Source organism: Cupriavidus sp. UME77, assembly GCF_014170355.1.
GTDB classification, from domain to species: Bacteria; Pseudomonadota; Gammaproteobacteria; order Burkholderiales; family Burkholderiaceae; genus Cupriavidus; species Cupriavidus basilensis.
In genome coordinates this window covers 248328-270410 of the sequence record NZ_LZZU01000018.1, presented here as the reverse complement: position 1 = coordinate 270410, position 22083 = coordinate 248328, and the positions used below count along the sequence as shown (strand labels likewise).

The following is a 22083-nucleotide window of genomic DNA, read 5'->3' as shown; positions in this document are numbered from 1 at the left end:
GCACTCGATCAAGTCGAGTTCAACAATGGTGGCCATTCCGGCATCTAACGGCGTAGATCCCGTGGTGACCAGTCCATTCTGCGTTGCCGCCGAGGCTTTGGTCCTTGCTCTTGAAGTGGCTGGTGTCCTGCAGGCTCTCAATGTTGAGGTTGCTTCCGACGCCGGCCACCACCTGCTTGCCGCTGGCGAGCGCGCCGCGCAGGGTGGTGTCGCCACCGGACTCCAGGGTAAGGCGTTCGCCCGCGGTGACATGGGCATTGGTCCAGGTGACTTCCTTGCCTTCGCCCCTGGAGCTACTGGCATTGGCGGTGATACCCAAGGCCACGCCATCCTGACCGATACACAACCACACAACTACAGCTCACTTGCCGAGCAGGCGCCGTAACCACCCTCGCGCAGGAGCACTTGGCTGTGCTGCAGCTACCGCATCGGGATACCGTGGGCTGCGGCCATCCATCAGCAAGTCGCCGGGATAGTTGGGATGGTCAAGACAGAGGCTGTCGTCGATGCCGAAGGCCTTGGCCACCGCCACTGCCTCAACGCACCAATAGCCGAAGTACGCGCCACCTTCCGGGTTGATCTGGCCGAACGTGTACCAATAGGGAGTACGGTGGCTTGGGGGAAAACTCGGATGGCCCGCATTTTTCAAGCTGACGAACCAATGATCGAGAAACACGCGCAACGCTTTCGGCTGCTGTTCCGGCAACGCATCCACCGCATCGAGAAGCCGCTGATACACGTTCGGAAAGCATAATGTTGTGCCGATCTTGCGGTCAGACTGCCGACTGGCGATCACGCGATCCAGCAGCGCATCCTCGCCGTCGTTACCCATCAGAGCCACAAGACGCTGCCATTGCTCGTCGGGAATATTTAACGTGAGTGCCAAACCGGTTAGCCAGAAGCAAACGATGTAGTGATCGAGATTGACGGTCCAAGCGTGGCGCGTACGCGCCTGCTCGGCCGTCCATACGTTGCGGCCAAGTTTCTCAGACTCTTCCCATGTATCCAGCAGCCCTCCAAAATGCTGAACCAAGTCGGACTTTGAGTCCCCTCGGGAGTAACGACGGAGTATCAATTGAAAGTAGCTCTTGACCAGTTCAAATAGATATTGCGGGCGATAGTTAGCATCGCCCCCTGGCATAGCATCGATTTTCTTTCTATGAGCAATCGAATCGTATTCAAAATCAACCCACTCATTCCAAAACTCGGACGATCCGAGAACTTCTCGTCTCATGGATTCACTCCTAAAATTACTGAGCTTCCTGTATCAGATGGAAGCTTTCCGCTACATCACGCGATTGGAGCCCCTCATAGTTCCCCTCTCACTCCGGCATTTTTTTGTTGATAATGGCAACAACACCGGAATACAGGGCGCCCGCACCCAATCCGATCAATGAGAAGCTGACTACCCGACGAGGCGCCAATTCAGCCCAGAAAGTTGGGTTCGTCCATATTTTCTCCCAGGCATCAGGAAAGAAAGCGCCCTCACTCAAGAGCCAGGCCAGCAGTGTGCAAGCTAGCCCCCCGATGATGTACCGGAATCGATATCGGGTTAGCTTTGAATCAAGCAGTGCCAGCAGTGGCCAACCCAATATCATGGTAAAAATGGCACCTTTTATAAATTCAAATATGACAAGACTTACAGGCACATGTCCCATAAGAACTCCAGGAGCCATAAGTACGAGAGATATTCCGCCACAAACAGGCAGCGCGATAAGTCGTAACTCTTGGTTTGTGAGGGAGTGCCCCTGTGGTATGTCTTCACCATTTTCGGTTTGCTTGGACACTTTTTTGTTAATTATTGCGACGATGCCAGAATAAAGGACACCTGCCCCCAATCCAACTGATGAAAAAAGCACGATGCGGCGAGGCGCCCACTCGTGCCAGAACTTGGGGTTCGTCCAGATTTTTTCCCATGCTCCGGTATAGAAAGCCCCCTCAAGAAAAATCCAGGCCAACAGAGCGCAGACCAAGCCTCCTATAATGTACCGGAACCGATACTGGGAAAATCTCCATTCAATTAAAACCAGCAGAGGCCAACCAACAACTGCGGCTAAGACGGTTCCAATTAAAAAGAACAGGAGAGCCCCACCTAGTTCGAATGCTCCCTCTTTTGCCATCGAATAGACTATAAACGGAAGAGGAAGAGTCACCCCTCCGCATATGGGTAACGCCAAAAATCTGAAAATTCTGTTGCGGCTAGTCACTGACATACCTTCACTCGCTTTTTATCCGCTCCAACGGCATCTATGCAAGCTGGCTGCGCAGGAGTCCAAGGCAATTTGCGGTTCTTGACGCTGTTACCAATACCCTTGGAGTTTGGCCCCTACAGAGGGGTGATGGCCCAGACGTTGGAGGTGTCGCCACCGGACTCCAGGGTCAAGCGCTCGCCAGCATTGACGTGGGTGTTGCTCCAGGTGACGCCAATGCCCCTGGAGCCACTGGCATTGGCGGTGATGCCCAAGGCCACTCCATCCTGACCGATACACAGCCACACAACTACAGCTCACTTGCCGAGCAGGCGCTGCAACCACCCTCGCGCAGGAGCACTTGGCTGTTCTGCAGCTACCGCATCGGGATACCGTGGGCTGCGGCCATCCATCAGCAAGTCGCCGGGGTAGTTGGGATGGTCAAGGCAGAGGCTATCGTCGATGCCGAAGGCCTTGGCCACCGCCACGGACTCAACGCACCAATAGCCGAAGTACGCGCCACCTTCCGGGTTGATCTGGCCGAACGTGTACCAATAGGGAGTACGGTGGCTTGGGGGAAAACTCGGATGGCCCGCATTTTTCAAGCTGACGAACCAATGATCGAGAAACACGCGCAACGCTTTCGGCTGCTGTTCCGGCAACGCATCCACCGCATCGAGAAGCCGCTGATACACGTTCGGAAAGCATAATGTCGTGCCGATCTTGCGGCCAGACTGCCGACTGGCGATCACGCGATCCAGCAGCGCATCCTCGCCTTCGTTACCCATCAGAGCCACAAGACGCTGCCATTGCTCGTCGGGAATATTTAACATGAGTGCCAAACCGGTTAGCCAGAAGCAAACAACATAGTGGTCAATATTCACTTTCCAAGCATGACGGGTGTATCGCGTATCTTCATCCCATATATCGAGACCAAGTCGTTCGGATTCGTCCCATGCGTCTAGTAGACCGGAAAAATACTGCGACAACTCACTTATCGCGTCACCTCGAGAGTAGCGCCTAAGTATTAATTCATAATAATTTTTGACCATTTCATAAATATACTGTGGCCGATAGCTCGGGTTGGCCGAAGGCTGCTTCAGCGTCTCCCAGCCGTCATGGATAGACTCTTCAAGAAAAGAACTCCATTCATTCCAAAATGCCGGTGGCCTGTTTGAGTCTCGTATCATTGCTTCCCCCCTAAAATTACTGAGCTGCCTGTGGATTCACGATGAACTTTCCGGCACCATCCTGCAAGGCAACAGTCACTCAGCCGTCTTATCAGCCTGGCGACTTCGGACTTAAGCATCTCATCGCCAAACTCATACTCCTCCCTAGACTCGTATGAGTTATACATGTCCGCAGCACGAAAAATGCTTGAAAGACATTCATTTAAAGGCCGTGGATCTAGCCGAAGAAAATCGCTATCGCGTTCTATTTTCCACAGTTCAATATAGGCCTCCGCAAAAACTTCAGCAGACAGCCTTCCAGCCACAAACGACTCTGCAAACTTTAAATGGCAATACTCATCGCAACACACCATTTCCAATAAAACTATCGAACCGCATTGTTAATGCAGATACTGGATTGCCAGTATCTCGAAGGGGGAGAGTTTCCGTACGACCATTGGCAATAGTTCACTTGCCGAGCAGGCGCTGTAACCACCCTCGCGTAGGAGCACTTGGCTGTTCTGCAGCTACCGCATCAGGATACCGAGGGCTGCGACCATCCATCAGCAAATCGCCGGGGTAGTTGGGATGATCAAGGCAGAGGGTGTCGTCTATACCGAATGCCTTGGCGACAGCAACAGCCTCGATGCACCAGCGCCCAAAATATCCGCTGTCTTCCAGTTGTTTGTCTCCGAGGGTGTACCAATACGGACGATCATATACTGCGGTAGCTCCTGACAGTCCTGGCCTCTTTGGTGAGCGATGCAATTCCTCATACCAATGCTGTACGAACTCTCTCAAGAGGTTGGCCTGTTTACTCGGCGGTGCCTCAATGGCTTCCAACAATCTGGCATAAGGACTTGCCTGGCAGACTTTCGTTCCGATCTTGCGATCTAACTGTCGTGTCGCTATGACCCGATCAAGTAGTGCATCCTCGCCGTCATTACCAATCAAGACAATAAGTCGCTGCCATTGGTCGCCTGGAATATCTAGTACTAATGCCAACCCAACCAACCAAAAGCAGACTATATAGTGATCAAGATTCAATGACCATGAATGTCGCGTATTGCACTGCTGAGTCGTCCACGTTGTACGGCCCAATCGCTCGGAATCCTCCCAAAAACTCAGGAGTGGCAGAAAGTACTGAGCTAACTCCTGAGGCGCATCGCCCCGCGAATATCTCTCGAGCATCAACTGATAATATTCTTTGACAATTTCAAACAGGAACTGCGGGCGATATTCCGGATCCCCCGATAGGGACAGGGACTCCATAGTGAAACGATCAATTGTCCGCTCGGAGAAATCGACCGCCTCATCCCAATACTCAACTGTACCCTTTGTGTCTCTAATCACTTTAGGTCTCCAAGATATCGATACCCCCTTTGGGCGCCAGCACGTGGCTACCGGTCTGCTGGCAGTGGTTGCCGGCTAATCCTTGTCGCGCCTTCCCCCTCAATACTCCGAAGTCTGACTACACATCCGTTATAACCGTGCTTTACCACCTTGGTTACTGGAGAAAATACCACCCCTTCTGACAAAATCATCGATATATACTGGCGCAACGTCTGAACCCCTCTCGCAATGCTATACCGATTTCTTGATCCGATGATGAGTCAGGCAAGTTAATAAGCTCTGAGCTATCATTTGAGATTCCCGTATAACCATCAACACGATTGTGATGGGTTGGCTTTATCTCTACGTTACCGTTCAAGACCCGTATCCAACAGCAATCCATACCCTTACCCATCTCCCGCTGAGATTTATAGCCGTATTTCTTGATAGCAAAAGCATCTCTTTCCCTCCCAGATTCTTGCACAGCACCTGATTTGTAAATCTGTTGAAACTCATCCACACTCACTTTTTTTCCTGCTCCCCACGCGACCCTCAACGTACGTCCTAGTGTTTCGTCATTGACATCATTTTCCAAGTAGAAAGGTGGGACATCAGGATCGGCATAGTTAAGCAGACCCTGAGACATTGCATCTATACGAAAGAAATCGCGATGAAAATAAGCTGCAGCATATCCATCAAACAGTTTCATCAATTCACCCTAGTCAAAATTATTTGAATATTATGCGGCTCAGCATATTTAATCGACCGAGCAATAGCAGCCGTTTGTTCTGATTTGATACTGACTGGAACTGCCAACTGCGTTTTTTCCACTATACTCTCGCTTGTCAGCTGAAACCCGCTTCTTACCCCACGGCCAGTATAGTTGACCACCTGATCCACATAAAGGTTAACTTGACCAATAATATTTGATTTTTTCTGGCAAACGGATGCGGCAGTAAGCTTTCAACAAAAAGTGAAAGCCGTAGTCGGCCCCGAATCCCTGAAGGATTACCTCGACATCAGCTTCAAGGACCTTGGTGTCGCGGGCTTTGAAGGCCAGCCACTCGTATTTCATCTTGTGCCAGAGCTTCTCGATGCGATTGAGCTCCGGGCTATACGGTGGCAGCAAATACAACGTCAAGCCTTTCGGTAGCGGCCGGAGATAAGGCCGCAGTGCACGAGCCGTGTGGACCGAAGCACTGTCGAGAATCACGGTCAGCGGCTTGCCAACGTGTTCGACCAGCAGCCCTGTCAGCGTATTGCGATGAACTCGAATCCCGAACCTCGCTTCGAGTCGTGCCAGCAGTTCCGCAGCCGTCAGCGCCTCCTGCGTCGCCCACATCTTCAACTGCTCAACCGGCTCCGGCGACAGCTTCGACGGCGCACCGCTACGCGGCGCGTCCGACAGCCCTGATGCCTTTGTCCAACCAACGATAGCGCCTCTCGTACACCGCCTCCAACGTCAACTCCTGCCGCCTGGCTATCTCCTTGGCTACCGCCTACGGCGGGCCAGAGAAGTTGCACTTGTCCGCTCAGGCATCTGAGCGGACAAGTGCAACCAAACCTGGAGTGTTCGCGCTTCAAACCGCAGCGTGTGTAGGAAACTTCTCGAAATTGGTGAGAATTTTCCCAACCTGATTTGATGTTTGGCCGTAAGGCAGTTCGTGCCTGCACATCCGGGGGGGCGTGGGAGCGAGAGAATGCGCTGGCAAGGGTTATCGCCACGGGCGCCGGCAAATCCACCTGGAAAGACGTTGTCGTCACCGCCAGGCGCAGTGAGCACAAGGCCCGGGCGTTCGCGCCTGCTTTTGGTAGTACGATATCGCCCTTGCACGCGTTGCCGTGTTGTCGGGAGAGAGTTTTGCCATCAGTGGATCGCCGTAGCGCCGGCACATCGCGCGCCCGGGCCAGGACCGAAGAACCATCGCAGAATGAGCTGGCCTATGCCGGCCTGCGGGAGCGGCTGACCACGCTGGTCTACCGCCCCGGCGAGCATCTCAACATCTCCACCCTGATCGACGATCTTGACCTTGGCCGCACGCCCATCAACCAGGCGCTGCACCGGCTGGCCAACGAAGGGCTGGTCCAGATCCTGCCGCGCAAGGGCGTGGTGGTCTCGCCACTGTCCATCGACGATGCGCTGCACCTGATCGACGTGCGCCTGGCCAACGAAACGCTGTGCGCCAGGCTGGCCGCCGAGCGCATCACCGCCGCCGGCCTGCACAAGCTCGAAAGCCTGCTGAGCCAGGTGGAAGATGCCGTGGCGCAGCGCAACCTGCCCGAGGTGACCAACCTGGACCGCCTGTTCCACGAGGAAATCGCGCAGGTCTCGGGCAACCCGATCCTGATCGAAATCCTCAAGGTGCTGCACGCGCGCTCGCAGCGCTTCTGGGCCATTTCGCTGTCGTCCGAAGGGCACCTGGCCGAGGTCGGCGCCGAGCACCGCGCCATCCTGAAGGCGCTGCGCGACGGCGACGGCGCGGCAGCGGCCAGCGCGGTCACGGCCCATGTGCTCTCCTTTCGCCAGGCGCTGCTGCAGGGCCGCCGCGAAACGGTCTTCGCGACGGCGCTCGAGGGCTAGCCGAATCAGCTTTCGAGCGGCTTCTTCGCGGTTTCCCGCGCCACCAGCAGCGCCACCAGCGTCAGCGCCACCGCGGCGCTGACATACAGCGAGATCGCCAGCGTCGAGCCATACGACTTGTACAGGCTGGCGATGATCAGCGGCGCAAAGCCGCCTCCCACGATGCCCGCCAGCGTATAGGCCAGCGATGACCCGGCGTAGCGCACCCGCGTGGGGAACTGCTCGGTCACGAAGGCCGCCTGCGGGCCGTACATCATGGCGTGGATGATCAGCCCGACCACCACCGCGGCGCAGATCTGCAGCGGCTGCGCGCTGTCCATCAGGCGGAAGAACACAAAGGCCCACACCACGCCCAGCAAGGCCCCGGCGATGTACACCGGGCGGCGGCCGAGCTTGTCCGACAGGCTGCCGAACAAGGGCACCGCGATGGCGTTGCACGCCGCGCCGATCATGGTCGCGGTCAGCGCCAGCGGCCGGGACAGGTGCAGCACGCTGGTCACGTAGGTCAGCGTGAAGACCACCACCAGCGCATAAAGCACGTCGGAGCCGATGCGCACGCCGCCGGCCACCAGCAGGCGCCGCCAGTGATCCACGAACACTTCCTTGATCGGCGTCTTGGCCGTGCTCTTGCGCGCTTCCATCTCCTTGAACAGCGGGGTTTCCTCAACGCCCTTGCGCAGCCACAGCCCGAACAGCACCAGCAGCACGCTCGACAGGAACGGAACGCGCCAGCCCCACGCCTGGAAATCTTCCGGGCTCAGCCACAGCGACACCACGGCGATAAAGCCGGTGCCCAGCAGCGTGCCACACGACGGCCCCACCTGCGTGAACGATGCATTGCGCCCGCGCTGGTGCTGCTCGCCGTGCTCCATCGACAGCAAGACCGCGCCAGCCCATTCGCCGCCGATTGCCGCGCCTTGCGCGAAGCGCAGCGCCACCAGCAGGATCGGGCTCCAGATGCCCCACGACATGTAAGTGGGCAGCAGGCCCATCAGGCCCGTGGCCACGCCCATCAGGATCAGCGTGGCGACCAGCACGAAGCGCCGGCCGAGCTTGTCGCCCAGATGCCCGAACAGCACGCCGCCAAGCGGGCGCGAGACATAGCCCACCGCATAGGTGGAAAACGCCAGGATCGTGCCCGTGAGCGGATCGAACGACGGGAAGAAAACCGCGTTGAACACCAGCGCGGCCATCAGGTTGTAGACGGTGAAGTCGTACCACTCCAGCGTGGTGCCGATGGTGCTGGCCGCGGCCAGCCGGCCCATCCTGGGCTTGGCGGCGTGGGTGAGCGCATCGAGCGTGCCCGCGGCGCCCTGCGTGCTGGAAATCGTGCTTGCGTTGGTCATCACGCCACCTCCCCGGAGAAGAGCTTCCATTTCAACGCGTAGCGTGCGGCCTGCTGCATCGATGCGCCAAGACGCCTTGCCGCTTCCTGCAGCGCCTGCTCGCTCGCGGCTTCGGCGCTGCTCTCGATCACCAGGATGGGCAGCAGTTGCCGGCCGGCCAGGCTCTCCCTGGGCAACGGCTGGCTTAGCTCGGCATCGGGCATCAGCAGGTAGGACTGGACAAAGCCGGGCTGCGCGGACAGTTGCCCGCCAACCTCGCCCGCCAGGTCGATCAGTGCCAGCGGATCTTCCGGCTGCGCCAGCGGCAGCACGGCAATCCAGCTGCCGGTGCCCTGCCCGACCGTGGCGGTGACTTCGCTCACGCGGCGCATCGGCTGGCGCATGCGGTCCAGGTTGGCCACCGACCATGGCGTCTGGCGGCGAAAGGCCGCCTTGTAAGCCGCGGAGGTGAAGGCACCGAGCGACTCGGTGCGATACAGGCCGAGATACTTGGGGCCGCCCTGCACGGCTTCATAGCGCGCGGCGGAGATGAAGCCTTCGATGCGGGCGCGCTCTTCCACGTGCTCGCGGTCGTACCATTGATTGAAATCGGCCTCGTCGGCCGCATCCACATTCGACGCGACAAACAGCATGCCCTGCGGGGCCATGCCTGCCGCGCGCGCAGTCGCCAAGCTTTCGGTCACCAAACTTTCGGTCGCAAACATCTCGCTCATCAAACTCTCCGGTTGCCACGCCAATACAAAGCGGTGAGAAGATGATCGGCGCGATCGCCGTGCGCGACAAACGGGTTTTTCTTCGTGTTTCCGATCAGTTTTTCTGTTCGATCCGGCCGCGTTCGCGCACCAGCCTGGCGCGCGGCCGTGCTTCACTCCGGCGCAAACGGTGCAGGCAACGAACGCACAAAGCGATCCGATTCGCGGCAGGCCAGATCCGCCACCAGGCGAATCGCCTCCGACGCCGCATGGTCGAGATGGCTCACTACCAGCCGTTGGTGCGGCAGCGGCACATCGCAACAGATCACGCGCAGCTCGCCTCGCTCCACCTCTTCGCGCACCGGCGCCAGCGGCATCAGCGCATTGCCAAAGCCCGCCTTCACCAGCCGCACGATGGCCGCGATGGAGCTCACGCAGTGCACCTTGCCAACGGGCAGCCCGGCCTTGCGGTACAGCTCCTTGAGCGCCACGTGCGGCTGCGATCCCGGGCTCATGGTGATGGTCGGGTGCTGCAGCAACGTGGCCAGTTTCCCCTCATCGGGCTGCGCCGCACCGGGTGGCCCGACCCACCCGATCGCCATCGGCAGGCACGGCGTGCTGGTGATGCCCTCGCCCACTGCGGGGTCCGTCTGCAAGGCGATATCGATGCCGCCGGCGCGCAAGGTCTTGTGTAGCCCTTCGGTGGTCTCGGAGGTGATCTGCACCTCGATGCCCGGATAGGATGATTGCAGGTGCCGCAGGAAGTCGACCAGCCAGGTATGCACCACGCTCTCGATGGCGCCGATGCGCACCAGCCCCAACAGCTCGTGGCCAGAGCGCCCCAGCACCATGATCTCCCGCTGCAACTCCAGCAGCCGCTCGCCGTAGCCAAGCAGGCGCAATCCTACCGGCGTGAGCCGCAGGTCCCGCGCCTCGCGCTCGAACACGCGCGCGCCAATCTCCTGCTCCAGCGAGGCAATGCGATTGGACATGGCCGCCTGGGTGATGTGCAGCTTCTCGGCCGCCGCGCGAAAGCTGCCTAGCCTCGCTACCCACATGAAGGCTTCGACAAAGCGCGTGTTCATGGCGCCGGGCCTTCGCATGCACCGCCCCTGCGGCACTCATGGCACCCACCGCACCCCACCCGCGCCCCACCGCAGTGCGCGCGGCGCGTCAAATCGTCTCCCGGCCAGGGCTGGCCAGCCTCGCTACTTGCATTTTGTCCGCCTTGTGAAATTTCACAGTATTAACAGCGAATTTTTATGCAATATCCGCGCCAGTGCTGTAGTGGGATTCCCTAGCTTGCTTTCATGCCTTCCGGCGGCGGCAAGCCCCCTCTGACGAAGGGTGGCGCTCGCTGAAGCCGAGCGCGCACAAGCCAGTGCCGGGCGCCGGCCGTATTCCCCGCCAGCGTGGGCTTTATTGATCACCCCCAAACGCTACAATGCCGCGTCGCCAGCAACAGCAACAGCAGCAAGACGGACGAGATGAAACCAAGGCAACGTCCCACCCCGCAACCACCGCCCGCCGAGCCCGCCAACGGCGCTCGCTGGGTCAAGCCCTTTGCCCTCGTTGCCGCCACGCTGGCGGTGCTGCAATTCGGCCTGCGGGTGGGAGGCTACAACAGCGACAACGCCCCACTGCCGGCGCACAGCGACGGCGGCGGCAACCTGCACGCACAGTTTCACCCGGAAGCCACCGAAGCCCAGATCCGGGCCTGGCTGCTGCGCGAGGGCCTGCAGATCGTCGGCGGGCCGGACGCCACGCACGGCTATACCCTGCGTGCCGGCGATGCGCAGCGCGCGCTGCCTGTGCCCGGCCCCGACAATCCGCTGGCTCGGCGCGGTCCCTGAGCGCGCTTAGCGGGCGGCGGCGCCCGCAGGCAAGTCCAGCCGCCCGGCCAGGTCCATCAGCGCAGCCGCGCACGAGGCATCCACCTTCAACGCCAGCAGCGCATCGGCACGGGTCTGGCCAAGATTGATGGCCGCCACCGGCTTGCCCAGCTTCTCCGCCGCCAGGCAGAAACGGTAACCGGAGAACACCGTGAGCGACGAGCCGATCACCAGCAAGGCATCCGACTCATCCAGCGCCTGCAGGGACGCATCCACGCGCTCGCGCGGCACCGACTCCCCAAAGAACACCACATCGGGCTTCAGCACGCCGCCGCAATGCCCGCACGCGGGAATGTGCACGGCCTCGAAGCTGGCCAGTTCCAGATGCGCATCACCATCGGAAGCCGGCAGCGCGCGCAGTTCGGCTAGCGACGGGTTGTCCGCTTCGAGCTGCGCCTGCAGCGAGGCGCGCGGGCGGCGCGTGCCGCATTGCAGGCAGATCACGCTGCCCACATGGCCATGCAGCTCGATCACGCCGGTGCTGCCGGCGCGCTGGTGCAGGCCGTCCACGTTCTGGGTGACAAGCTGGCGCACATAGCCCGCCGCTTGCAGCCGAGCCAGCGCGAAGTGCGCGGCGTTAGGCTGCGCGCTGGCAAGCACCGGCCAGCCCAGCATGCTGCGCGCCCAGTAGCGCTGGCGCACCGCATGCGAGCGAAAGAAATCCTGCGCTTGCACGGGCGGCGTGCGCTGCCAGTTGCCCTGCGCGTCACGGTAGCCGGGAATGCCGGAATCGGTGCTGATGCCGGCCCCCGTCAGCACCAGCAGGCGCGGATGGTCCCGCACGAACGCGTGGAGATCGGCCAGCATATTCCGGTCGGTGACGGTCAAGGCAGGCTCCTTGTGTGGTACGTGCGTGGTGGTTGCGTGGTACTTGCGTGGTGCTTGCGTGTCAGGTGTGGCGTGCCAGCCGGATCAGAAGCTGGGACCACCCGTGCCAGCATCGGCCGTCTGGCCGGCGAGCGCCAGCCAGGCCTTGAGCTCGGCACGGTACTGCTCCATCGCCGCGGCGTGCAGGTCGAAGATGCAGGGATCGCAGCCATTGCCGCAGCAATCATTGATATCGGGCGTGGGCGGCGCCACGGGCTTGGGCGGCAATGCCTGCGCTGCCGGCTCTGGCGTAGTCGCCGATTCTGGGGTGCGTCCTGTGGGGGACGCCAGGTTTTCTACCGACACCATCGACTCCAAATGAATTGCACGATCAGTATACGGCCGGCGCGCGCGCATCGCTGCCGATGCCGCTGGCCAGCCATGCCTCGAACGCCTCGCTGCCCGGCTCCCCCGCTACCGCCGCATAGACCACCAGCCGCAGGTGACGCTCCTCGTCCGCAGTAAGCGTGGCATGCTCGCAGCGCACCGTGCCCACCGCATCCAGCCACAAGGCGCGGATGCCGGTGCAAACGCCCTGCACGTCGTGCTGGCGCCACCATTGCCTGAAATCCGGCGCCGCGCGCTCCAGCTCGTCCACCAGCTCAAGCAGGGTCGGATCGTCCGGTGCGCGCGCCAGGTCGCGGCGAAAGCTCGCCAGCATCTGTGGCGCCTGTGCCTCCCAGCCGGCAAAGCGCTCGCGCATGGCCGGGTCCAGAAAGATCATGCGCAGCAGATTGCGATGGCCCGGCGCGCAAGCGCCAAAGCCAAACACGCGCTCGGCCGCCGCGTTCCACGCCAGCACATCCCAGCGCAGGTTGAGCACATAAGCAGGCCGCAGCGGCAGGTCGTCCATCAACCGGCGCACCAGCGGCGGCACCGTGCACCAGGTGCGCCCGCTCTCGGCCGGCGGGCGCTGGTGCGCGAGCAGAAACAGGTGGCGCCGCTCGGCGGCGTCCAGCCGGAGCACGCGCGCCAGGTTCTCCAGGAACGCCGCCGAAACGCCGATCTCGCGCCCCTGCTCCAGCCAGGTGTACCAGGTCAGGCCCACGCCGGCCAACGCCGCCACCTCCTCGCGGCGCAGGCCCGGCGTACGGCGCCGGCCGGCGCTGGGCAGGCCCGCCTGCGCGGGCGAGATGCATTCGCGCCGCTGGCGCAGGAAGTCCGCCAGCGCGGCGCGGGTACGGTCTAGGGTGCGTGGCGGCATGGCGTTAGCGGCATGGCGTTAGTCTGTTACCCGTTGTAATAGCATAAGCAGTTAAATTGTAATACTTTAACGGGCAACTGAGAATGCGGGCCTGAGCGTTCACCAGGATCTCCCATGCCCTCTCCAAGCGACTTGCCCGCGCTGTTCGTACTGTTGCTAGGCGGCTTTGTCACCGTCTTCGACCTGTTCGTGGTCAATGTGGCGATTCCCGCCATCCAGGCCGACCTGGGCGCCAGCTTCGGCGAGGTCGGCGCGGTAGTGGCGGCCTACGAACTGGCCTACGGAGTGCTGCTGATCACCGGCAGCCGCCTGGGCGATCTCCACGGCCGGCGGCGGCTGTTCGTGCTCGGCATGGTGGGCTTCACGCTGGCCTCGGCGCTGTGCGGCATGGCCCCTACTCCGGCGCTGCTGATCGCGGCGCGCGTGCTGCAGGGCGGCGCCGCCGCGCTGCTGTTCCCCCAGATCTACGCCGTGATCCGCGTCAGCTTTGACGATGCCGCACGCCGCCGCGCCTTCGGCCTGCTCGGCATGACGCTTGGCGTGGCCGCCATCGCCGGCCAGGTGCTGGGCGGCCTGCTGGTGCAGAGCAACCTGTTTGGCCTCGGCTGGCGCCTGATCTTCCTGATCAATATCCCGGTGGGCGCGGCTGCCATGCTGGGCGCGCGGCGCATCCCCGAATCGCGGGCCATCGCAGCGCCCGGCTCGCCCGCAAGCGGATTGGACTGGCCCGGCGTGCTGCTGGCCAGCGCCGGGCTGACGCTGCTGCTGGTGCCGTTGCTGGAGGGCCCGGCGCGCGGCTGGCCGGGCTGGACCTTTGCCTCGCTGGCGCTGGCCGCCGCCTTGCTGGCCGGCTTTTTGCGCGTGGAACGGCGCCGGCCCGCGCCGTTGGTGGACCTGGCCCTGTTTGCCCAGCGCCGCTTTGCCCTAGGCACGCTGGTGGTGCTGCTGGTGTACTCCACGGCCAGCGCGTTCTTCCTGTGTTTTGCCCTGCTGTTGCAGGCCGGGCTGGGCGTCGGCCCGCTGCTGGCCGGCAGCGTGTTCGCACCGGCCAGCGTGGGATTCGTTGCCGCGTCGATGTGGGCGCCCCGGCTGGTGGGACGCTTCGGCAACGCCGTACTCGCCGTGGCGGCCTTGCTTTACGCCGGGGCGCACGCCGCCCTGACGCTCCAGGTGGTGGCGGCAGGCGCCATGCTGGTGCCCTGGCATCTGGTGCCCGCGCTGATCCTGTTCGGCCTGGCCCAGGGCATGCTGATGACGCCGCTGCTCAATCTCGTGCTCGGCCTTGCGCGGGAGACGCAGGCCGGCATGGCGTCCGGGGTGGTGTCGACCATGCAGCAAGTCGGCGGCGCATTCGGCATCGCCATCGCTGGCATGTTCTTCCAGCGGGCGCTGCAAGCCGACGGCGGCATTGGCAGCGCGCAACGCTATGCCCACGCGTTTGCCGGTGCGATGGGCTATAACCTGGCGGCGGCGTTGCTCTGTGCCTTGCTACTGTTTGCGCTGGCGCGGCCGGTGGCAAGCCCGGACGCCGCGGCCCAGGCCGCACGCTGATCAGCCGCCCGCGCCGGGCGAGGGCTTGCGGCAATCCACCCAAGTTAAGCCTCAGCAAGCCTTGTCTTGTAGGCGGCATGTCGATGAGGTTTGTGGCGAGGCGGACGTGGCTTAGCGCGATCCGGTCGCACGCGATGGGTACGTGTGCAACCAAGTGCAAGGTCTCATTCAGAGCAGCCTTGGCCCAGGGCAAGCTGAGCAGCGCCGCTGACAGGACAGGCTTGAGGGCAGTGATGGCGCAGGAACGGTTGATCCGATGGTTCGCCTCGACGCCATGTTCCTGTGTGGCGCCAAGGCACCAGAGGGTGTGGAGGTTGTCGATCTAATCCTTCAGGGATTCGGGGCAGACTACAGATTCACTTTTTGTTGAAAGCTTAGCATCTGCACGCCAATGGCGGGCCGGATGGGGCAGCCGCAAGGCTAGCAGAATTGGCGGCATGCCTGTTCGCAGTGCCATCCAAAATCCCTGTAATTTTCGCATTACTACGCATTGTCTGGGTTCAATTCCGGAATAGTCTCATAGACATCCCGTTTCCAGGTCGATAGGCTCGTGAAGCTAAATGCATCGGAGTAGCGGATTTTTTTCGGGAGCCCAAGTCACGTAAGGTGGCCTGGTTTTTTTCGCATTGTGTCAGGAATGCCCCGAGGGCGCCTGACATCAAGGAGCTTACCTGCACGGGTACCGCATTACGCGCGCCGATGGCAGCCTCATCGAAGGCGTGACCAATGCGCACGGGGAGACTGCGCTCAAGCTAGCTGAGTTCGGCGAAGCCGTAAAGATTGAAATTCTATAAGACCGCTTATGGCAACCCATTCCACACATCCTTCGCAAAAGCCGCCCGCAACAACGCCCGCGCAGCCTGCATCGTATCCTGAGTTGACCCTCAAGCCGGGCGGCGCGGTGTGCAAGGTGGCGATACCGCTGCGCCCATTGCGCATCTATTTCCAGCTGTTCCCGGGTATCTCCCGGACTGAAGCCGAGCGCGGGCTGGCCGGCCTCAGCTACAAACTGCGCATCCCTGGACAAACGGATAGCGAAGGCACGACAGAGGCCAACGGCAAGATTCTCTTGCCGGGCCTGCAACCTGGCATCACAGGCGAACTGGAGATTCTTGGCACGCTGATCCAGTTGACCGCGCGTGACTACAGCGATGACGAGAAGACCGACAGCACAACGACGATGGGCATCCAGGGTGCCAAGCGTCGCCTGATGGTGCTGGGTTACTACGACAAGCCTTATCGGTCCGTACGTCCCGGGCAAGTGGCTGTGTCGCAGATTCCCGATGACAAGTTGGACCACATCGAAATCGAGGACGCGATCCTGCGCTTTCAGGTGGACAGCGGCATCGAGCCCAATGGCGAAATTGAGCGGCACGAACTCGCTGGCAGCAAGATCGATCCGTCGCAGGTGTTTGGCTTTCACCGCGACCTCACTGGCTCCAACGTCAAGCAGTTTCACCCCGACTTCGTCGCCAAGCTGGCAGCGGGCGGCGGCAGCGCCCCTCCGGGCACCATGGAGCCATGTACCGTCCCGCCTCCGCCACAACCGAAAAACAAAGGCACAGTCGGATCTGCCACGCCGGGACGGTCACCAAAGCCGCTGGCACGCGAAATCTACGATGGACACCGGTTTGTACCGGTGCGTTTCGTGCGGTACAACGAATCGACCACCTTTCATCCGGGCAGGCCCGAACTGGACGAGCGCGGCTACCGGGAGCATGACGGGCCAATCGTGAGCCTGATGGCTGGACAGAGAATTGACCTGTTGCTGCTGCGCCTGCATGTCGGGGCAAGCGTGCCGCTGAGCTTCGTCAGCACGGATGAGAGCACGGTCAAGATCAGTCAGGCGACGGGTGATCTGATCGAGTTGACGGGAATCGCTGGTCTGCGCAACAAAGCGGAAGGAACGAACGCCGCAATTGAAGTGCACTATGGCAGTCCCAGCGGGCCGCTACTACACACCCTGGCTGTGCAGGTCTACGACCCCATCAACGTCGCTGTGGCGGTGCATTTTGTGTCCATCGGGCAGGCCGGCAAGCCGGAGATTCCACGGGTTCCTCCGTCCCTTCAGCGTCCAAAGCTTGAACCCATCTTCAACAAGATCAATGACATCTGGCGGGCAGCGGGGGTTCGCTTTGAGGTCAAGCAATGGCTGAATGACACCATTGACTTGACGCAGGCAGGGGCGATGACCGTCAAGCCTGCCAAAAACGGGCAACCCGCAGTGAACGAGTTCCCCGCGGTGACCAATCTGAATCGCAAGGCGAGGCATCTGAACATGTATGTGGTGGAATCCACAATCGGTAGTGGCATTGGCTGGGGGCTTTGCAATACCGCCCTGGTGGCCGCCGAGCAGATGCATGGCGGCCAGCCTTCCAGTCAGGATCAGCTCATCCAGACTTTCGCCCACGAGATCGGACATTTTCTCGGACTATGGCACCCCGCAACGCATAACCCCAAGGGGGACGATGTTCACGTGCAAATTCAAGGCAGGGATGAACGCCACAACCTGGAGGATTTCTGGTCTCGCCGGATGCTGATGTATGTCTATACCGGTTTGAACGGCATCGGTCCACTGGACGCCAATACCCGGCAACGAGGACGACAACAGGATGTTGGCAATGGCTGGTATGTGGGCGGCAAGATGCTGTGCTGCAAGACGGTGCCGAAGATTGTGTCCTCCCCGGAGTATTCCGAAATTGTCACGGCACGCGGGATCGCACTACTCAACAAGTCTGAATCGTCAACGGAGAAGAAAACGGCATGGTCACCACCGTCCGACAACGCTGGGCAAGGCGTCTTTGCCTGAGCCTGCTGCTCAGCTGCACCGTAGCGGTACCACAGGTGTGTGCTGCGCAAGATCAAGTCATACAGGAGCAAACGAATATGCCAAGCCTGGCACAAATGATCGACCACGAGCAGTGGGATGAAGCTTATGCCTATGTTCGTCTGCAACAGAATGCCATCGTGCCGGAGGTCCGCGCTATCGTGAGCGATCCAAGAACGAGCAGTACCGCAATGGAAATTGCCTACGGCTTTCTGCGGAAAGTTCCCACGCTTGAATCGGCAACGCTACTGGCGCAAGGCTTTAGTAAAGGAGGAGGTCAAGCAAGCGTACTCGGCTTGATCGAGAACCCTCGTTCCGAGGTTTACCCTATTCTGAAGGGGCAGATGCGACCACCTGCAAAAGAAGGCGACAGGGATCTCCTGCTCACGATGGCGCAAATCCCCGTGCCACCGGAGCAGCGCATCGCCGATCTGAAGCCCTATCTAGTGGCAAAAAACTACGGGGTGCGCGTCGGCGCGGTCTTCGGCCTCGCGCTGCTGGACGACCCCGGCAGTATGGAACTGATGACGCGTGCGTTGAGTGCAGGTAACCGCGACAGGAAAAAGGACCCACTCATGATCTTCTACCAGTTCCGCGCCTGGCGCACGCCGAAGTTCGTGCCGGTGCTGATCCCCGTGCTGAACGACCCGATGGAGATCAAGGATATCGGACTGCGCCGCTATAACGCGGATGGCAGCGAATCGGCCATGACGCCCGAAGAACTGCGCTATCTACGCGCCCGCGACTACGCGCTGAACATCCTTGTCAAGACGCTGAACATCGACGTGCCGTTCAAGATCGAGGACGACGTAACCTATTCCAAGGAGCAGCGCGAGCTGGTCAAGCAGAAGCTGCGCAACTTGGGTTACACGGTGACCGATGAGCCCCATCCGCTCACGAGCGGCGTGTAAGCAAGATGGCCGCCATGGACCCGCAAGGCATCCCCTCGCCCGAGCCGGACAACAAACCAGCAGCCGGTAACGATTCGCAGCCGACGCGAGCCGAAGGCGTCAAGCCGACACCTCGCTGGATTCCGGGGCCGCGAACTTTTGAGCAGCGTATGGTCACCACCGTCCGACAACGCTGGGCAAGGCGTTTTTGCCTGAGTCTGCTGCTTGCCAGCACCATCGCATTGCCACAAACATGGGCTGCGCAAGATCTTGAGGTTCCCCTTGTTTTTCGCCTTCCAAGGGTAAGGGAGTCAAGCCGCCATGTCCCGTGGGTGTTCCCAGTCCCGGAGGTACTGGGCCGGGGACACATAGCCGAGCGTGGAGTGTCGGCGGCTCCGATTGTAAAAGATCTCGATGTAGTCAAAGAGATCGTCTTTGGCTTGCTCGTGCGTGGCGTAGCGCTGGCCATGCACCCGCTCGTTTTTCAGACTGTTGAAGAAGCTCTCGCTCGGGGCATTGTCCCAACAGTTCCCTTTGCGACTCATCGAGCAGACCATGCCGTAATCCACCAGCTTGGCCTGGAAGGCCTGGCTAGCATACTGGCTGCCTCGGTCCGAGTGGTGAATCAATCCCGATGCGGGCTTGCGGCGGAACCAAGCCATCGCCAGCGCATCTGTCACGATATCTGCCGTCATCCGGGGCCGAATCGACCAGCCAACCACTTCGCGGTTGAACAGGTCAAGCACGATGGCCAGATACAGCCAGCCTTCGTCGGTCCAGATGTAGGTCATGTCCGCCGTCCAAACCTGATTTGGCGCTGCGGGCGTGAAGTTGCGCTCCAGTCGGTTCGGCGCGATCGGCAGCGAGTGCCTGGAATTCGTCGTTGCCCGCCAGCGTCGCTTGTGCCGGGCACGAATGCCGTTCTCGCGCATCAGCCGCTCGACCCGTTCCTTGGAGGCTGGGAAGCCTCGCGCACGGATTTCCCGGAGCATGCGTGGCGATCCATATGCGCCTTTGAGCTGGGCATGGGTCGCGCGGATCAACGCCATCATTTGCGTATCGGTCAGGCGCTTGCGCGACGGTGTGCCGCCGCGCTTCCAGGCCCGATAGCCGTTCACACTAACCGTCAGGACATTACAGAGAATCGCCAGCGGATATGTGGCTCGTTCCTGCTCGATCCAGGCGTACTTCACAGAAGGTCCCTCGCGAAGTACGCCGCTGCCTTTTTTGCGATTTCAAGCTCCATCGCCAGGCGCTTGTTCTCCGCGCGCAGGCGCGACAGCTCCATTTGTTCAGGAGTCACAGGCTTGGCACCGGCCCCATTGAGCTTGCCCGCCTCGGCGGCCTTGCGCCAGTTGCGCAGTGTCTGATCAGACACGCCCAATTCCGCAGCCAGCTCTCCTGTCGTCTTCCCGGCACGCAGTTGCCTGACCGCCTGTTCCTTGAACTCCGCAGTGAATTCCTGTTTCGGTATCTTTCGCATTTCGCTTCCTTCCAACTAGTTGAGGTTATACCTCACCTCTTGGAAGGCGAAATTTCGGGGGAAGCTCAAGCCGCCCTGCCGGGGGCAGAGCAATAAGGCTTATGTGGGGCGGTGGTTGCGTCGTACGGCCCGGAGTGTTGGCTGGCGCGCCTTACCGGCTCAAAGGGCATCGCAATTGCATGACCCATGGGTTACGTGGTGGTGCCCCTGATCGCTTTGCTCGGTGAGCGTTCGGGCATCTGCCGTTCGCGGTGCGCAACGCCACGATCCTGCCTGCATTGGTGGTTTCGTGGTTTTGTCTCTGACGGCGGACGCCCGGCCATTTGATGCCCTGCCGTACCGGCGCGAGCGGCACCTTACTTCACCCCCCACTGGTTTCGTGGTGGGCACCGTGGCCCGTCCGCGAGGGCCGCGCCCGCAACTCACCAGGCTTGCCCTCCGAGACAAAACCACGAAACCAGCCACACCCGAAACGGCGCAGCACTTCGCCCCGCGAACGGCAGATGTGGGAATGGTCACCGCACACGAGGTCAGGGGCTGCACCACGTAACCCATGGGTCATGCAGAAACGATGCCCTTTGGGCCGGTAGGATTGGCTAGCCAACACTCCGGGCCGTACGACGCAACCACCGCCCCACATAAGCCTTATTGCTCTGCTCCCGGCAGGGCGGCTTTCTTTTCGTTAGTTTTCTTTGCCGGTCAAAGAAAAGTGACCGGCAGCCCCCGCAGGGGGATGTCGTATGGCCCTTGGGTCCAAAAACCAACGCCGCACAAAGAAACAGCAACCAACCCCGCAAGGGAGATGTCGTACGGCCCTTGGGTCCAAAAACCAACACCGCTCAAAGAAACAAGCGACCAACGCCAAAAACCCAAACTACAAACAACGCCCCACAGGCACCAACTCCTCCACCAAACCCCGCATATGCCGCCAATGCGACCCCTCCCAAAACACCCGCTGGCAGCAATCGCAAGTCACGAACCGCTCCTGGCGCGCGAGCACGCCCGGCGGCACGCGGCCGTCGACCTCGGTTTTGTCGATCGTCCGCAGCGGCGCATTGCAATCCAGGCACAGCGAGAACGGCCGCGCGCTACGGGCCAGGTCGAGCCGCGCGAAGATCTCCCGCAATTGGGGCGTGGCCTTGATGGCGCGCACGTAGCAGCCATGGGTGACCCCGCGCCGTTTGAGCAGCTCGCGGTCCCGCGTGAGCACGATGCGGCCCTCGCGCATGGCGATGGCTTCGATCTCGCTATCGGCGTAATGGTTGTCGTAAAGCGTGTCGAATCCGGTCAGGCGCAACAGGTGCGCCAGACCGCCCAGGTGGGCGTCGGCAACAAAGCGGGTCGCGCGCAGCGGCTCGGCGCGCACGCGCAGCAGCGGTGTGACGTCGAAGGCCTCGAACTTGGGATAGACCGAGACGCGGTCGCCATCCTGCAGCAGGCGCTCGAAGCCGCATGACTCGCCGTTCACCAGGATCAGCTCCACCTCGGTGTGCGGCACGCCCAGCGCTTCGATCATGTGCTTGACGGTGGCGGCGCGCGCGCAGGCGCACACGCAATCCCGGCCGCGCTGCGCGCGCGGCAGGAAATCGTTCAGTTCCTCGTAGAAACGAAACGTGGCGGTGACGGTGGCAGGGTCGGTGGCCATGGGCCAAAGTATGCCACCGCCCGGCGGCGGCTCAGCCCGCCTGGTTGGCCAGCCGCAGCGTGGATTCCACGGAAAGCCGCGCCCAGGCCGTCATGGCCTCGGCCGACTCCAGGCAGGCTGGTGGAGCGCTCAGGTAATGCTGCATGGAGATCTCGCGGCCGTTGCGGCTGTAGCGGAACGGCTCGCCGCCTTCGGCCTCGAAGCCCCCGCGCGTCTGGTCGTCCACTTTCAGGTAGCAGCGCCCGCCCAGCACCAGCGCGAACACCAGTCCGTCGTAGTACAGGGCGTGCCCGCCAAACATGCGGCGCGCGGTGATCGGGCCGATGCGCGCCGCCAGCGGCCCCAGCAGTTCGAGCAGATGGTCGATGAAGGGGTCGGGGCGGCGGGCTGGCATGTCGCTGGTGCGGGCGGATGC

General features: G+C 61.2%; 23 protein-coding genes and 1 pseudogene. 5 read left to right on the top strand and 19 right to left on the bottom strand.

All coding sequences use genetic code 11. From position 1 onward, the window contains the following. Positions 1–82: 82 nt before the first annotated feature. The 10 genes and pseudogenes from A9975_RS08685 to A9975_RS08645 all read right to left on the bottom strand — a co-directional run. Positions 83–334: pseudogene (locus tag A9975_RS08685) on the bottom strand (hemagglutinin repeat-containing protein); the annotation flags it as partial. A gap of 27 nt (positions 335–361) precedes the next feature. Beyond that, positions 362–1234 carry a PoNi-like cognate immunity protein gene (locus A9975_RS08680; protein ID WP_183032231.1) on the bottom strand — a complete coding sequence of 291 codons (873 nt, stop codon included), beginning with the start codon at positions 1232–1234 and terminating at the stop codon, positions 362–364. 88 nt (positions 1235–1322) lie between these two features. After that, a complete protein-coding gene (locus A9975_RS08675; protein ID WP_183032230.1) occupies positions 1323–2207 on the bottom strand; it encodes a hypothetical protein in 885 nt (294 codons plus the stop codon). A gap of 119 nt (positions 2208–2326) precedes the next feature. After that, positions 2327–2470: a hemagglutinin repeat-containing protein gene (locus tag A9975_RS08670; protein WP_370564178.1), complete on the bottom strand. Its 144-nt coding sequence runs from the start codon at positions 2468–2470 to the stop codon at positions 2327–2329. A gap of 36 nt (positions 2471–2506) precedes the next feature. Further along, the gene (locus A9975_RS08665) at positions 2507–3379 is read right to left on the bottom strand and encodes a PoNi-like cognate immunity protein (protein ID WP_183032228.1); all 873 of its coding nucleotides are present in this window, start codon (positions 3377–3379) and stop codon (positions 2507–2509) included. Then, positions 3376–3732, bottom strand: a complete 357-nt coding sequence (locus tag A9975_RS08660) for a colicin immunity domain-containing protein (protein ID WP_183032459.1) — start codon at positions 3730–3732, stop codon at positions 3376–3378. Before A9975_RS08660 ends, A9975_RS08665 begins: the two co-directional genes overlap by 4 nt. A 94-nt stretch (positions 3733–3826) precedes the next feature. Further along, complete coding sequence (locus tag A9975_RS38520) at positions 3827–4711, bottom strand: PoNi-like cognate immunity protein (RefSeq protein ID WP_183032227.1); 885 nt, start codon at positions 4709–4711, stop codon at positions 3827–3829. Between the two features lie 187 nt (positions 4712–4898). After that, the gene (locus tag A9975_RS08650; protein ID WP_183032226.1) at positions 4899–5399 is read right to left on the bottom strand and encodes a contact-dependent growth inhibition system immunity protein; all 501 of its coding nucleotides are present in this window, start codon (positions 5397–5399) and stop codon (positions 4899–4901) included. Continuing rightward, complete coding sequence (locus A9975_RS38515; RefSeq protein ID WP_370564247.1) at positions 5399–5581, bottom strand: hypothetical protein; 183 nt, start codon at positions 5579–5581, stop codon at positions 5399–5401. Before A9975_RS38515 ends, A9975_RS08650 begins: the two co-directional genes overlap by 1 nt. Before the next feature lie 16 nt (positions 5582–5597). Next, positions 5598–6032: a transposase gene (locus A9975_RS08645; protein WP_183032225.1), complete on the bottom strand. Its 435-nt coding sequence runs from the start codon at positions 6030–6032 to the stop codon at positions 5598–5600. 528 nt (positions 6033–6560) lie between these two features. Here A9975_RS08645 and A9975_RS08640 point away from each other — a divergent pair. Beyond that, positions 6561–7271 carry a GntR family transcriptional regulator gene (locus A9975_RS08640; protein ID WP_183032224.1) on the top strand — a complete coding sequence of 237 codons (711 nt, stop codon included), beginning with the start codon at positions 6561–6563 and terminating at the stop codon, positions 7269–7271. 5 nt (positions 7272–7276) lie between these two features. On the opposite strand, the gene A9975_RS08635 is transcribed toward A9975_RS08640, so the two are convergent. The 3 genes from A9975_RS08635 to A9975_RS08625 form a co-directional block, all read right to left on the bottom strand. Beyond that, on the bottom strand, positions 7277–8536 hold the full coding sequence (locus A9975_RS08635) for an MFS transporter (RefSeq protein WP_183032458.1): 1260 nt from the start codon (positions 8534–8536) through the stop codon (positions 7277–7279). Between the two features lie 80 nt (positions 8537–8616). Then, positions 8617–9300, bottom strand: a complete 684-nt coding sequence (locus A9975_RS08630; RefSeq protein WP_370564174.1) for a hypothetical protein — start codon at positions 9298–9300, stop codon at positions 8617–8619. Between the two features lie 182 nt (positions 9301–9482). Beyond that, a complete protein-coding gene (locus A9975_RS08625) occupies positions 9483–10394 on the bottom strand; it encodes a LysR family transcriptional regulator (RefSeq protein ID WP_183032223.1) in 912 nt (303 codons plus the stop codon). Between the two features lie 402 nt (positions 10395–10796). Between A9975_RS08625 and A9975_RS08620 the strand changes: the two genes are divergently transcribed. Next, positions 10797–11162, top strand: coding sequence for a hypothetical protein (locus tag A9975_RS08620; RefSeq protein ID WP_183032222.1), 366 nt, complete (start codon positions 10797–10799; stop codon positions 11160–11162). Between the two features lie 6 nt (positions 11163–11168). Here the strand turns inward: A9975_RS08620 and A9975_RS08615 are convergent, their stop codons facing one another. From A9975_RS08615 to A9975_RS08605, 3 genes are all read right to left on the bottom strand, one after another. Continuing rightward, on the bottom strand, positions 11169–12029 hold the full coding sequence (locus tag A9975_RS08615) for an NAD-dependent protein deacetylase (RefSeq protein ID WP_183032221.1): 861 nt from the start codon (positions 12027–12029) through the stop codon (positions 11169–11171). Between the two features lie 84 nt (positions 12030–12113). Further along, positions 12114–12377: an oxidoreductase-like domain-containing protein gene (locus A9975_RS08610; RefSeq protein ID WP_183032220.1), complete on the bottom strand. Its 264-nt coding sequence runs from the start codon at positions 12375–12377 to the stop codon at positions 12114–12116. Between the two features lie 22 nt (positions 12378–12399). Further along, a complete protein-coding gene (locus tag A9975_RS08605) occupies positions 12400–13272 on the bottom strand; it encodes a helix-turn-helix transcriptional regulator (RefSeq protein WP_183032219.1) in 873 nt (290 codons plus the stop codon). Between the two features lie 114 nt (positions 13273–13386). On the opposite strand from A9975_RS08605, the gene A9975_RS08600 reads away from it, so the two are divergent. From A9975_RS08600 to A9975_RS08590, 3 genes are all read left to right on the top strand, one after another. Continuing rightward, positions 13387–14823, top strand: a complete 1437-nt coding sequence (locus tag A9975_RS08600) for an MFS transporter (RefSeq protein ID WP_183032218.1) — start codon at positions 13387–13389, stop codon at positions 14821–14823. An 802-nt stretch (positions 14824–15625) separates the two neighbouring features. Then, positions 15626–17632, top strand: coding sequence for a zinc-dependent metalloprotease family protein (locus A9975_RS08595; RefSeq protein WP_183032217.1), 2007 nt, complete (start codon positions 15626–15628; stop codon positions 17630–17632). Beyond that, positions 17587–18561, top strand: coding sequence for a hypothetical protein (locus A9975_RS08590; protein ID WP_183032216.1), 975 nt, complete (start codon positions 17587–17589; stop codon positions 18559–18561). The genes A9975_RS08595 and A9975_RS08590 overlap by 46 nt, the downstream gene beginning before the upstream one ends. A 290-nt stretch (positions 18562–18851) precedes the next feature. Here the strand turns inward: A9975_RS08590 and A9975_RS08585 are convergent. The 3 genes from A9975_RS08585 to A9975_RS08575 all read right to left on the bottom strand — a co-directional run bounded on the left by A9975_RS08585 (position 18852) and on the right by A9975_RS08575 (position 22062). Beyond that, positions 18852–20023, bottom strand: a protein-coding gene (locus tag A9975_RS08585) for an IS3 family transposase (protein WP_183032215.1) whose coding sequence is annotated in 2 segments (ribosomal slippage) — positions 18852–19759 and positions 19759–20023 — 1173 coding nt in all. Because the reading frame shifts where the segments join, the coding sequence is not laid out codon by codon here. An 874-nt stretch (positions 20024–20897) separates the two neighbouring features. Then, positions 20898–21668: a Mut7-C RNAse domain-containing protein gene (locus A9975_RS08580; RefSeq protein WP_183032214.1), complete on the bottom strand. Its 771-nt coding sequence runs from the start codon at positions 21666–21668 to the stop codon at positions 20898–20900. A gap of 31 nt (positions 21669–21699) precedes the next feature. After that, positions 21700–22062, bottom strand: a complete 363-nt coding sequence (locus A9975_RS08575; protein ID WP_183032213.1) for a TfoX/Sxy family protein — start codon at positions 22060–22062, stop codon at positions 21700–21702. Positions 22063–22083: the final 21 nt, after the last annotated feature.